This window comes from Maribellus comscasis, assembly GCF_009762775.1.
In the GTDB taxonomy this organism is placed as follows: Bacteria; Bacteroidota; Bacteroidia; order Bacteroidales; family Prolixibacteraceae; genus Draconibacterium; species Draconibacterium comscasis.
This window is the reverse complement of sequence record NZ_CP046401.1, coordinates 7,330,436-7,343,818: the sequence shown is the minus strand read 5'-3', so window position 1 is coordinate 7,343,818 and position 13,383 is coordinate 7,330,436. Positions and strand designations below refer to the sequence as shown.

Genomic DNA, 13,383 nt, shown 5'->3' with positions numbered 1-13,383 from the left:
AAAAGCTTTTGGAACCGATCCTAATAACAGTTACTTCGTTTATCGTTTCTCTTGGATATTTATTTTGTATTTAGTAGTTTCTTTTCTAAAAGAAGATTAACTGGTCTTTATAGTAAAGCCTTTGTTTCATTTCTTAAATAAATATTAAATTCGGTTCCTTTTCCAATAACACTGTTAACGGTAACTCGCCCCTTGTTTTTTTCCACAAACTCTTTTACAAGTAGAAGTCCTAAACCTGTTCCTTCTTCATTTTTCGTCCCTGGTTTTGAGCCTATTTTTGTTGATTGAGAAAGGAAAGTCAATATTTCAGTATCCAATCCGATTCCTGTATCTTTTATATTTACTTCAACTTCTTTTTCAGTCTTTTTTGCACGAATAGAGACAGAACCTTGGTCATGAGTAAATTTTATAGCATTGCTCAAAATATTGTTTATAACTACTGTTATAGAAAACTGATCTCCATGAAAATAAATCTTTTCAGAAATACTGTTTGTTATAGAAATTTGTTTATGATTAGCATTTGCTTTATTGGTAATAATACAGTTTTCGATTATTGAGTTTAAGCACAAATTTTTAAAATGAAAATCAATCCTATTTGTTTGAGCCCTAGACCATGTTAATAGGTTTTCAAGCAAATTAAAAACATTCTTTGAAGCGCTGTTTAATTCCGAAATTATGCATTGTTTTTCTTCTGTGCTAAATTCATGATACCGTTCTTCCAGTAATTCAGTAAGGCCAAGAATAGAACAAAATGGATTTCTTAAGTCGTGAGCAATAACTGAAAAATATTTATCCTTATTTTGGTTTAACTCTTCTAAATCAGAATTAAGTTTATTAATAGCAGATATTCTCGATTTTAATCTTATTGTCATCTCATTGAATGAATCTGCAATTTCTTTAAATTCTCCAGGCTTTTTTAATTTTATTACCGTGTCGAGGTTTCCTTCAGTTATTGCTTGAATCCCATTAGTAAGCTGTTTAAGGGATTTACAAATAGATTGAGTAATATATATTCCGACTAATAAAGTTAAGATTATACTGAGGACAAAAATATAAATTTCAAGTTTCAAAGACTTTTTCATTCTTATGTTTAATGCCTTTAGTGCAGAGAAGGCTTCTTCTTCTATATTCCTTGAGAAAAGTAAAATAAGTTCCTGGATTTTCCTTGAGACAGGTTCAACAGAATGTTCAAAACTATTTTCTGCTCTGCTAATCTGTTCTTGATTTTGTAGTTGTAATGTTGTTTTAACACCTGAAATAAATTCGGTTGTTAGTATATTCAATGAATCCAGCAAAACAATTCTTTGAGAAATTTTCCTACAATTTTCGTTTTCTTCAATGGCGGTATAATTACCATGTTGGTTATTATTTAAACTATATAAAACAGAGTGTAATTCAGTTATACTTTTTTGAATTTCCTGTTTCGCTTTGATTATTTCATCTTTTCTTTTTTCACGAAAAAGCTCGAAAGTCAGTTCTCTCTGACAAGATTTGATCTTTTGTATTGTGTAAGTTACTTTGTACGTTTGTATCAATTCCATTTGTATAGAATGCTCAATATCTTCTGTGCAGGCTATTATTCCTCTGTTGCTCATTAATGCGTTAATATTAGTAATCATTATAATAACTATCACAACAAGAAAGCCTAAAAAAATACGATGAAGAGTTCTCATTAAATAACTCATTTATAAACTTCTCTATTTGTGTTGGGGCAATAGGAAGTTGTGGTTCTATGAAAAATAGGTAATATTCTCCAACAGGTAATAACACCCAATGTAAAATCCTTCTTCACTTATTAAGGCCAACCTAAAAAAGTATTTTAACATAAAATATATTACTAGCGGGCAAATATACTAAGGATTTATAAAATTCTATGCATTATAAATTGTTAAAATAGCTTTTATGTAGATTTTAAAAAATTGGCATCTTAATAAAATCATTTATTTAAAAATATTTTATTAACGTTCGAAAAAATAAATGAAGAGCGATAGCAAATCATATTCTAATCATTGAAGCTGCTCAAAGTTTACGCAGTAATAACAGAGAGAGTTATTATGTTCAATACTTCCCTATGAATTGCATTTGTTTCAAAACGAATCAGAATTGCTTTAAAAGCACCAAACCATCCATTGGTTCCACAACAAACCAGCAATTTATAAATACATCATCAAATGAATATTCCTTAGAAGTCCCATTTCGCTTATTTTGGTCAATGTTTCCTGTAATTTCAACTTTTGAACAATGACCATGGAATTTCTCAGTAACAAATCATGAATTTGCATTTAAGAATAATCAGTGTGTATTTCAGAGAATTTTAGCCCTGCAATCATTTTCTGTGCTACAGGCACTAGGTTAAATGCATTATTATGGTTCTCTTCGGCAGGGTTGCTACATGTTAACGGGATACCTTGGCATTTGTTAAAATCAACATATCGCTTGTCTTTGATTTCTTTCTTCCCTGCTAAGCAACTGCTTCGCCGCCCCGTTTTGTTGGAGTGTGAGTACCATCGGGTTGGGTACTTGATAAGTCCAGTAGATGCTTATATTTACTTTAAATGTGTTGCCAGACTTTCTGCCAACTCCCAGCATTATACCGTTTTCAAAAATGAAAATACATACTTTGTCAGGTGCATTTGCTGCGGAGAAATTGTCTTATCGGTCATTGCCGCCATTGACAAGCTCTTTTCAATCTGCTTAATATTGCTTCAACGACTTGGTAATCTTTTACGCTTTTCAAAACATCATGAAAACCTTGAGGTTTTCAAACTTTCCTCTATACTCCGAGGCAGAGCCTTGAGGAATTCTTTTGATTAAAATCTTTGAAAACGAAAGAAACTCAATTAGAGAAAAAGTGGAAACGCCAGTCAAATTGACCACCCCAGGCCAATTTAAATTGACCATCGACCATTTTCAACAAAAAGAGAACGTTTTTCTTCTGTCAGATTACAACAAATTTACTGTTTTTTATTCACTATAAATGTTTCGTTTTTTTCTCATCGATTCACCCATCAGCTCAATCCTGTGCGATTGATGGATCAACCGGTCAAGTATGGCATCGGCAATCGTTTTCTCCCCGATTATTTCATACCACTTACTAACGGGCAGCTGTGATGTTACAAGCATAGATCCTTTATTGTGCCTATCTTCAATTAACTCTAACAGAGCTATCCGGTTTTGGCTATCTAAGGGTTGCAGGCCAAAGTCATCGAGTATTATTAACTGATGCCTGGCCATTTTTGCAAGTTCTTTGAGATAAGATCCATCGGCTTTTGCCATTTTTAGTTTAGAAAACAGCTTGGTTGTATTAAAGTACAAAACCCTGTATCCCTCGATACAGGCCTGATACCCTAAGGCTGTTGCAATGTAGCTTTTGCCGGCACCGGTGCTGCCCGATATTAATACATTCTCGTTTTTATTAATAAAATCGCATTCAGCCAGTCTTAACAGTTTTGTCCGATCGATATTTCTTGTATGTTCGTACACCACGTTTTCAATGGTTGCTTTATAGTGGAACCTTGCATTTTTTATCAATCGCTCTATCTTGCGGTTGTTGCGATCGTCCCACTCGGCATCTGTTATCATCGATACAAACTGGTCGATGGTGTAATCATCGGTTTTACCTGTTTCGACAGCTGTTTTAAAAGCCCCATGCATACCATGGAGCTTCATCTGTTTCATTCGTGTTAATGTTACTTCGTTCATTGTTTTTTACTTTATCAGTTGTAATATTTTCCTCCCCTTATGTTGTTATGAAAAGGAAGTTCCGGTTCGTCCGGTTTTTCATCATCAAGTTTATCCAACCCTTTTTCCAGTATCTTTTGTATGATTTTGTAGTTGTAAACCTGATGTTCCAATGCACGTTTACACGCATTGGCAAGCCTTTCTTCCCCAACCTTTTTGGCAAAAGCCAATACGCCCATACAGCTTTTATAGGATTGTTCAGGGTGTTGTTTTCTTTCCAGCACATTGATTATAAATTCCTTTACACTCTCGTCAATTGAAGCTGCCCAGTTGATAAAACGCTGCGGTGTCCAGTCGGTAACAAACTGGTGTGTTGTTGCCAGGTGGTCTTTGTTTGTGGTGTAGAAGTATTTACGTCCATCTCTTTTGTGCAAAGCTATGCGGTTGTATTTATGGTATATTTCAACGGTTTTTGATGTAAACACCAGCTTTACCTTCTTCTTTAAATACTGACACGGAACGCTGTAATAATGTTTGTCTTTGCTTAACAGCACGTGCCCGTTCATGGCTACGGTGGCTATTGCTATTTCTTTAATCTCGTATTTTTCTACAGGTAATGCGGTAAGCTTGCCTTTTTCGTCTTCAACGAATAATTGATACCGGGACGTTGGCCTGCCGGTTAACTTTTTGTTGTTATGCTTGTCCAGTTCATCCCAAATTGCACTGTTAAGCTCTTCTAAACTGTAAAAATCTTTGCCGCGCAAGGCCGGATATATTCTTTGGTATAATATCTTGACTGCTCCTTCTGCCAGTGACTTGTCCCGGGGACGGTAAGCCCGAGCCGGAAGAACTGTTGTACCGTAATGTTCGGCAAAGTCCATAAACGTTTCGTTAATGGTAGGTTCAAACCGGCTGCTTTTGGTTACGGCAGACTTTAGGTTATCAGGGACAATAGCTGCAGGAACTCCCCCGTAAAAGTGCAGTGCATTTTCAACCGAAGCAACAAAGTCTTCTTTTTGTTGGCTCGGTGAGGCTTCTGCATAGGTGTATTGACTGGCCCCCAGTATGGCAACAAAAAACTGTACCTCTTCAATCTCGCCTGTTTCTTTATTGATAATTTCCAGGGTTTTGCCAGCGTAGTCAATAAACATCTTATCGCCTGCTTTATGCTCCATATGCATTACCGGGTTAACCTTTTTATTCCAACGCAGGTAGTGGGCTTTAAACTGGCTTAGTTTTAGTCCATCGGGATGTTTTTCATAATATTCTTCCCACATCAGCTGTTTGGTAACGCCGGTCTTTTTTAATTCACGCTCCATGTAGGGAAAGAAGTTATAAACCTTTTTTAGCTTTGGGGAAAGAACATCTTCGGTATCCCTGCTAAAGATCTTTTCCAGCTCGGAATCACTCTTCTTATCAATATCATCAATTGTAAGGTTTAACACCTTGTATAGAGCGATATACTTCTTGACCGTATTGCGTGAAAGGCCCAGGTACCTACTGATAAATTGCTTTGCTTTTCCCTGGTGGTGTAACTGAATGACTTTTCTTACTTTACTCATGTCGATTAATTTATTAGCCATGTTTTCATATTAATTTGTTTAAATCAGTATGAAATTATGGCTTCGACAGAAGTAAAATCAATCTCTTTTGGTGGGTGGTCACTTTAGTCCGGCGCTGGTGGTCAATTTGCTCCGGCACGCGGTGGTCAGTTTAAACTGGCGAGGGTGGTCATTTTATTCCGGCCTGGGGTGGTCAGTTTGACCGTTTTTTCCAAAAAAGAACCGTTGCATTTTATTTTTTATTATAAATAAATTTAACCCGCAATTAAAAATCATTTTTTTTGAGGCTGAAATAAAAGAAACGACTATATTTATCATAAAAAATTGAATTATGGACGTTAGGTTAGCCCGAAAATATACTGTTAAATTGAGTTTTGAAGAGATTCGATTACCTCCTTTTGAAGACATATTAATATTAGGAAAAAAATGTCCACAAGGGAGAATTGGTGTATTTAGATCATTTGATTTTTTAGTCCCTAATGAATTTGAATCGTATGAGGTAGAAGATAAGTCGGTAGAAGCAGTTTTTATTAACAAGAGGGTCCTAAAAAAAATTAACAATGAAAAAATTATTGAAATCCTGCAAGAAAGGGTTTTCCCATATGTTTCTGAATCAGAGATAATAAAGGTCGATTTCAAAATGACAATTTTTTATGATTTTATCGAAGGTGAGTTGTGATAGATCTAAATAAATATATATCTCCGCTTTATCATTCTGCAAATCCATTTGAAGGTATTAATTCAATCGAAGATCGCTTGTTGAGCAATAAATACCTTGTTGTTATAGACGAACAAAATGAATTTCATGGGATTTTGACTGAAGAAGATATAATAAGACGTCCGCATAAAATTGTAATTGATTGCGTTAGTCCGAAAGAAAATGTGTGCAAAAATGACACGATCAAATCTATTATAGAAAAGTTTGATTTGAGTCGTTCACCTGTTCTGGCAGTAATGGAAGACACAAAATTTGTTGGTGTTATAGAAAAACAAAATGTTTTAAAAGAGCTGGAAGCAGAAGTAGAAAAATTATTTAGTAAGTCTCTGTTGTCCAAAAATTCGAAAGAGTATTTTCTTTCGAATCTGTCACATGAGATTCGTACCCCTTTAAATGGAATTCTCGGATTTATCGATATTTTAAAGCAGCTTGAAGCAGCTGAATGTTCTACAGATAAAAATGACATTGTCGAATTACTGGAAAAGACAACAGAAAATTTTCTGATATTGTTGAATGACCTTGTAGAATTATCTCTAATAGAAGCAGGAGAAGAGATAGCAATAAAAAAAGAAAACGTAGATATCGCAAAAACATTAAAGGAGTTAAAGCTTTTTTTTGAGACTCTTCCTTTTTCTCAAGGCGAAAAAATAAACATTGATTATCTAAACCCCGAGCCTTCTTTTTGTATTTATACTGATAAAAATAGAATAAAACACATCCTTTATCATTTGCTCGACAATGCGATTAAATTCTCGGCTGGAAATAGAGTTACCTGTGGTTTTACCTTTAACCAAGATAGTCAGGATGTTGATTTTTTTGTCAGGAATAAATGGTGTAAAGACTCAATAGATATCAGAAAAATGTTTGACATTTTTGAAAAACAAGAACGGATAGAAAAGAGAATTAATTTTGGATTAGGAATTGGGCTTTCTCTGGTAAAAAAATTAGTTAATCTATTGGGAGGGTCTATTAAAGTTGAATCATATGAAAGTGAAATAATATTTAGAGTGAAAATACCTGTCAAGTAAGAATATTTTCTAATATAATTTATTGTTACACAGATGTTCTTTTTTTTTATAAGAGAACTTTTTTTTTTGTATTTTGTTATTCTTAATGTCAAATTTTCAGATACAGTGTAATAATGAAAAGGGAAGATTGGGAAAAGATCGAGAGGATTCTTAATTTTTCTTTCGATGCAATATTCTTACTTGATACAAGTTGCAAAATAATCAGACTTAATTACGAAGCTGAAAAAAGCTTTGGCTATGTAAGTCAAGAGCTAGAAGGAAAGCCGATAGACCTACTTTTTCCTGAGTGGTCTTCAAATTTTAAAAATGCGAATTTTTCAAACGACAATTTCTTCATAGAAACGGTTGGCGTGCGGAAAGATGATGACAGATTCCGTTTAATAGCAAGAATAAAAGAAGAAGTGTTTGCCAATGAGACATTTTTGTTGATATCTGTTTCTTTAAATGCAAAATCAGGTAATACAGATGATTTATTGTCTTTTTATGAAAGCAAGGAACGTTTCTCAAAAGCATTTTATTACGCTTCAATCGGAATGGCATTGGTTGCTCCAAACGGATCATGGTTGAAAGTAAATAAATCTGTGTGCGAAATCGTTGGCTATTCTGAGTCTGAATTAATGAATCTTACTTTTCAGGATATAACCCATCCTGACGACTTGGATCTGGATTTAGGTTATGTGGAAAAGATGCTAAAAGGTAAAATCCAGACTTATAAAATTGAAAAGAGGTATTTTCATAAAAAAGGACATATTGTATGGGTTTTACTAAGTGTTTCTTTGGTGAAGAAACAAGATGGAAGCCCATTGTATTTTATTTCGCAAATCGAAGATATAACTCAATGGAAGACAACCCAGGAGGCGTTGTTAAAGAGCGAGGAACGTTATCATTTACTGGTTTCTGGAACAAACCTTGGAATTTGGGAGTGGAATAAAAAATTAAAGCAAACTTATTTTTCAGAAAAATACCTTGAATTAACAGGTTACACGAAGGATGAATTAACTTTCGGAAAGATTAATATATTAAACAATGTTCATCCTAAACATCAAAAACTGTTTAGAAAGAAACTCCGAATTAGTTATCAAGAGAATATACCTTTTAAAATTGAATTCCTATTTAAGAAAAAGAGTGGTAAATATAGGTGGTTTTTAGCGGCTGGCAGAGCTGAGTTAGATAATAATAGCGAACCTTTCAGAATAATTGGCTACTTGGAAGATATTGAAGAAAAAAAACAAACAGAGATTCAGTTTGAAAGTTTATTTAATTCTTCTCCTGATGGAATAGTTATTTTAAATAACAAATTTGAAATTCTTTTAGTTAATAATGGCCTGGAGGTCATAGTGGATAAAAAGAACAGTGAGCTGGTAGGTAACTCTGCGCAGCTATTTTTCCCTAATTTATTCGAAAAGGATGGATATTTTAAAAATTCATTTTTTGAAGGAGATAAATGGGGCGATATAAATTCCGAGTTATATATTACTCGAAGTAATGGCGATTTGTTACCAGTAGAAGTAACAGTAAAAGCAATAGAAACCGGAAAGCAAAAGCTTTTTTTATTGACTATTAGGGATATCCGAAAAAGGCTTTCAGATGATGCCGAAAGGAAACGTATACTTACAGCATTAAACGCTACCAGCGATGGGATTTTTATGTTTTTACCTGATAGCTTAAAACATGTTTATGTTAATAAAGGAGCATCGATACAGTTAGGATATTCTGAATCTGAACTTCTAAAGATCACACCTCTTGATTTTAAAATTGAATATTCAGAGAAAAGCTATCGACAACTTTTGCAACCCTTGATTTCCAGGAAAAGGAGTTCATTAACAATAGAGACCAAACATAAACATAAAAATGGTAATTTATTTGATGTAGAAATTATTTTTAAATTGGCAACATTTGAAGAGAAACAAAAGATTATTGTTGCAGTAGTAAGAGATATTACAGAGCGGAAGCAGGCTCAAAAGGCATTACGTTTAAGTGAGGAGCGATATCGAGAGATTTATGAAAATTCAATTTTTGGAATATATCGTACTTCCAAAGATGGAAAGATCATTCTGGCTAATCCTGCATTGATTCGGCTGCTTGGATTTAATAGCCTTGAGGAATTACAACAAAGAGATTTAAACAAAGAAGGATTTGCTCATGCCTCCTCGCGTGAAGAATTCATCCGTTTAATTGAAGCAGAAAAAAAGCTAACTGACTATGAGTCAATCTGGACAACAAAGGACGGCAAAGAAGTTTATGTCAGAGAAAATGTGAAGTTAATAATTGACAAACAAACTGGCGAGCACTACTATGATGCCACTGTAGAAGATATTTCAGAAAAAAAACGAGCAGAAAAAGAAAGAATTGCCCGTCGTGCTGCTGAAGAAGCCAACCGAACAAAAAGTACCTTCCTCGCCAATGTATCTCACGAAATTAGAACGCCACTAAATTCAATAATAGGATTCTCCAACTTGTTATATTCATCTCTTAATGATTCAAAACAGAAAGCACGAGTAAATTCAATTCGCTCTAGCGGTAAAAGTTTGCTAAATATTATAAACGATATTTTAGATCTTTCGAAAATAGAGGCCGGAAAATTAAATTTAAATTTAGAGCCAGTCAGTCTCTATAGTTTGGTGAAAGACATTGAGCTTCTAATGATTCCTATTGCTAACGAGAAGAGTATTCCTTTTAATCTGAAGATTGAAAGAAATATAGATTACTACTTGCTTCTCGATGAAGTTCGAATTAGACAAATACTTTTCAATTTAATAAATAATGCGATAAAATTTACTGAAAAAGGACATGTTGAATTACATGTAAACGTTGTCCCAAACTCCGATAAAAAAGTTGATATTCTTCTGGAGGTTGAGGATACAGGAGTTGGGATTCCCGAAAGTGAATTTACGACAATATTTGAACCCTTTGTTCAACAGAATGGACAGTCAGAAAAAGTCTATGGAGGAACTGGTTTGGGATTATCAATTACCCGCCAGATTGTCGATATGATGAGAGGGGAAATTCGGTTAAAAAGTAAAATTGGAAGAGGTAGTATCTTCAGCGTTCTTCTACCGGATATTTTAATTGTGGAAGCCCGTAATGATAATAATCTATCACAGGATGATATCAATCCCTCTTCGCTAATTTTTACAGAAGCAATTTTGTTAGTCGTTGATGATAATAAATACAACCGGGATTTACTTATTGACTTTTTATCCCATTCTCCAATAGAAATTATTGAAGCTAAAAATGGTGCTGAGGCTGTGGAATTAGCAACAACTTATGCTCCCGATTTGATATTAATGGATCTGAAAATGCCGGTTTTAAATGGACTTCAGGCAGCAAGAATTATTAAAAGTAATAGTAAAACTGTAAAAATTCCAATAGTTGCAATTTCTGCATCGTCTTTAGATATGAATTTTGATGATTTAAGCATATTTGATGATTTTATACTAAAACCTGTCGTTTTTGAAGAACTTAGTGAAACCTTAAAAAAATATCTGGAGCATACTGAAAAACCAGCTGTTGAAAGAAAAAAAATTAAGGAAGAAACCAAATTTATCTTGAATCTAAATGAACAGCAAAAGCTTAAATTTCCAATGGTCATTAAAGAAATTGAGACTGAGCTTTTACCAATTCTCAAACAGGCACAGAATAGCCAGGTAATAAATGACATTGAGTTATTTGGTGAAACTCTAATTCGTTTTGGTAAAGAAAAAGAGCTCCCATCTTTAATTAATTTAGGAAAAGAAATTCTTGACCTTTGCGAAAAGTTTGAAGTTGAGAATCTCTTCGATAAATTGTATATCTTTCAGGATACAATTAGACAATTAAAAAAATCCCTTAAAGTTGTATAATATGGACGGAAAAACATTTAAAATATTGGCAGTTGATGACAATATCAAAAATATCCAAGTTGTTGGTTCGATATTAAAAGAATCAAACCATATCGTTGGTTTTGCTTTTGACGGAAATCAGGCGATTAATCTTCTTAATAATTCTTCTGATTATGATTTAATACTGTTGGATATAAATATGCCGGGACTTAATGGATATGATACCTGTAAAGAAATAAGAAAAATTAAAGACTACAAAGATGTTCCTATTATTTTTCTAACGGCGCTAAGTGAAACAGAAAACCTTGTTAGAGGCTTTGAGGCGGGAGGACAAGATTATATTACAAAACCATTTAATGCGCAGGAATTAATGGCCCGCGTACAAACGCATATTGAACTGAAATACAGCAAGGAACAACTAAAAGATGCCAATAAAATATTGGAGAAAAGAGTTGAGAAAAGAACAGAACAATTGCAGAAAGCAAACAATGAATTGCAGCGGGCAAATGAAGAACTCCAAAATTTGGATCAGGTGAAAGCTGATTTCTTAAAGTTAATAAGTCATGAGATTAATACACCATTGAACGGCATCATTGGATTTACAAACATTTTGAAAGAAGAGTTAGTCGATCATAAATTCTATAAAATGTTAGACTATCTTGATTCTTCTGCAAAACGACTTGAGCGATTCAGTCGTTTAAGTTTATTGGTCACAGAGTTCAGAACTAATAAGAGGACAGTTTTACCTGCTTTAGTTGAAACATTACCTATTGTTAATGAGATATTAGATTTGTTAAAAAAAAATATAGAAGACAAAAATATTCGGATAGTAAAGAAATTATACGCAACTCATTTTTATGCAGATCCTTCTTTAATAAAGCTGTGCATCGAAAGGATGATAACGAATGCGGTTCGCTATACTTTCTCCGGGTCTACTGTTACTATTTTGGCAGAACAGATGGATAATTCTGTTCTTCTTCAATTTATTGACGAAGGGATTGGCTTTCCATCTAAAATACTTGAAAACCCTTTTAGATTATTTAATGTTGGTTTGGAGCACTTGGATGAAGATAAAGGAATTAGTCTTGCTCTAACAAAGCTAATTATGGATGCACACAATGGGAAAATCGTAATTGGAAATAATAAGAATCCCAAAGGTGCGAAAGTTGGTCTTTTCTTTCCAAATAAAGAAAGTTATTGATTCTGTTCAAATTGAACTTTACACGAATTATTTTTGATTCGATAATAAATCCCTGTTATTCGCAAATCTATAGCGAGTTTTGCTTCACATATTTTTAAAGGAGGCTGTCTCAAAATAGTTCTTGGGACTCCACATCGCTTTGAGAAGGAAGAACTACCTTTTTGCCGGAAGCGAGCGTGGAGCAGAACGGGCCGCCATGTTTTATTCCTTCTTTGCTACATGTAATACCAATTTGAGTATATAGTGCCGCTTTATTATCTTTGAAGCATGGGAAGACAAAGCAAATTCAAGATAAAAGAGGATTTAAAAGAACTTGAGAGCTTATTAAAAAAACAAACAAGTTTATCAGGAGAAAACGGGTAAAATGTTTGATTTTCACAAAAGAAAATCGATTTTCTACTCGTTCGCAGTTAGCTCAGTATTTAGGGGTGCATAAACGCACCATAGAACGCTGGTTAAATATGATGCGAATGGTGTTGATTTTATGGTTCAGAATCAATCAAAGCCCAAAGAATCCCAATATATGACAGATGAAATTCACAATGGATTAGCATCCAGAGTTACTAATAACCGTAATCCGTTCCTGGGGTACCGGGATGCACAACAATGGGTAAAAAGCGAATATGGGGTAGATATAAATTACCATACTTTGCGCTATCATTTAATCAAACATTTTGGGACGAAGCTAAAATCTCCAAGAAAATCCCATGTAAAAAAAGATGACCAGGCTGCAGAAGCCTTTTTTAAAACTACCTAATGTGTTCATTCAACTTGGAAACAGTCTGGATAAAAATAAGTTTCCATCTGTAAACCTTTATTTCCAGGATGAAAGCAGGTTTGGATTAATGAGTCATATCGGACGCTGTATAACAGCAAAAGGCGTACGCCCAGTCATCAGTTATCAACATCGTTTTTCAACTACCTATTTGTATGGAAGTTATTCGCCCATTGATGGAAATTCTTTCGTATGGGAAATTAATGGTACAAGTATCGATATTTTTAAGCGTTATCTTCAGGCTTTTTCAGCACAAAGGCCAAATGAATATAAAATTGTTGTTATCGATAATGCCCGCTTCCATCTGATAAAGCCAGATGAAGTCCCCGAGAACATATTCCTATTGAACATTCCTCCATATACACCGGAATTGAATCCCTCTGAACAAATATGGCAATACATAAAAACAAGGTACAAGAACCAATTATTTGCCACTATGCGCGACCTTAAGAAATGGCTTTGGGATATGGTAATAAAAATGCAACCCGAAACCATAATGTCAATAACTGGAAACAAACACTACCTAAAACTTTTCAATGCGGCATTTTGTATTTAAAATGGTATTATTACCGGAATACTTGGCAACAAATTTATCGA

Annotated in this window: 9 protein-coding genes; 6 read left to right on the top strand and 3 right to left on the bottom strand. The window is 34.0% G+C overall.

Annotated elements, in window-relative coordinates; genetic code table 11:
- Positions 1-107: 107 nt before the first annotated feature.
- The 3 genes from GM418_RS29335 to istA form a co-directional block, all read right to left on the bottom strand.
- A complete protein-coding gene (locus GM418_RS29335) occupies positions 108-1,673 on the bottom strand; it encodes a sensor histidine kinase (protein WP_158871673.1) in 1,566 nt (521 codons plus the stop codon).
- 1,291 nt (positions 1,674-2,964) lie between these two features.
- Complete coding sequence (gene istB / locus GM418_RS29330) at positions 2,965-3,702, bottom strand: IS21-like element helper ATPase IstB (RefSeq protein WP_158862095.1); 738 nt, start codon at positions 3,700-3,702, stop codon at positions 2,965-2,967.
- A gap of 14 nt (positions 3,703-3,716) precedes the next feature.
- A complete protein-coding gene (gene istA, locus GM418_RS29325; protein ID WP_158862096.1) occupies positions 3,717-5,264 on the bottom strand; it encodes an IS21 family transposase in 1,548 nt (515 codons plus the stop codon).
- Positions 5,265-5,574: 310 nt separating this feature from the next.
- On the opposite strand from istA, the gene GM418_RS29320 reads away from it, so the two are divergent.
- The 6 genes from GM418_RS29320 to GM418_RS29295 all read left to right on the top strand — a co-directional run bounded on the left by GM418_RS29320 (position 5,575) and on the right by GM418_RS29295 (position 13,342).
- Positions 5,575-5,922, top strand: coding sequence for a hypothetical protein (locus GM418_RS29320; protein ID WP_158871671.1), 348 nt, complete (start codon positions 5,575-5,577; stop codon positions 5,920-5,922).
- Positions 5,919-6,989, top strand: a complete 1,071-nt coding sequence (locus GM418_RS29315) for a histidine kinase dimerization/phospho-acceptor domain-containing protein (RefSeq protein ID WP_158871669.1) — start codon at positions 5,919-5,921, stop codon at positions 6,987-6,989. The genes GM418_RS29320 and GM418_RS29315 overlap by 4 nt, the downstream gene beginning before the upstream one ends.
- Positions 6,990-7,102: 113 nt before the next feature.
- Positions 7,103-10,831, top strand: a complete 3,729-nt coding sequence (locus GM418_RS29310) for a PAS domain S-box protein (protein WP_158871667.1) — start codon at positions 7,103-7,105, stop codon at positions 10,829-10,831.
- A 1-nt stretch (position 10,832) separates the two neighbouring features.
- Positions 10,833-12,011 (top strand): hybrid sensor histidine kinase/response regulator, encoded by a 1,179-nt coding sequence (locus tag GM418_RS29305; protein WP_158871665.1) that lies wholly within the window; start codon positions 10,833-10,835, stop codon positions 12,009-12,011.
- Between the two features lie 523 nt (positions 12,012-12,534).
- Positions 12,535-12,768 carry a winged helix-turn-helix domain-containing protein gene (locus tag GM418_RS29300; RefSeq protein ID WP_158871663.1) on the top strand — a complete coding sequence of 78 codons (234 nt, stop codon included), beginning with the start codon at positions 12,535-12,537 and terminating at the stop codon, positions 12,766-12,768.
- 1 nt (position 12,769) lies between these two features.
- On the top strand, positions 12,770-13,342 hold the full coding sequence (locus GM418_RS29295; RefSeq protein ID WP_217447635.1) for a transposase: 573 nt from the start codon (positions 12,770-12,772) through the stop codon (positions 13,340-13,342).
- Positions 13,343-13,383 lie beyond the last annotated feature (41 nt).

Bases quoted from the DNA above. Each gene is read 5' to 3' on its own strand.
- GM418_RS29335 (WP_158871673.1), bottom strand. From the start codon at position 1,673: ATGAGAACTCTTCATCGTATTTTTTTAGGCTTTCTTGTTGTGATAGTT.
- istB (WP_158862095.1), bottom strand. From the start codon at position 3,702: ATGAACGAAGTAACATTAACACGAATGAAACAGATGAAGCTCCATGGT.
- istA (WP_158862096.1), bottom strand. From the start codon at position 5,264: ATGGCTAATAAATTAATCGACATGAGTAAAGTAAGAAAAGTCATTCAG.
- GM418_RS29320 (WP_158871671.1), top strand. From the start codon at position 5,575: ATGGACGTTAGGTTAGCCCGAAAATATACTGTTAAATTGAGTTTTGAA.
- GM418_RS29310 (WP_158871667.1), top strand. From the start codon at position 7,103: ATGAAAAGGGAAGATTGGGAAAAGATCGAGAGGATTCTTAATTTTTCT.
- GM418_RS29305 (WP_158871665.1), top strand. From the start codon at position 10,833: ATGGACGGAAAAACATTTAAAATATTGGCAGTTGATGACAATATCAAA.
- GM418_RS29300 (WP_158871663.1), top strand. From the start codon at position 12,535: ATGACAGATGAAATTCACAATGGATTAGCATCCAGAGTTACTAATAAC.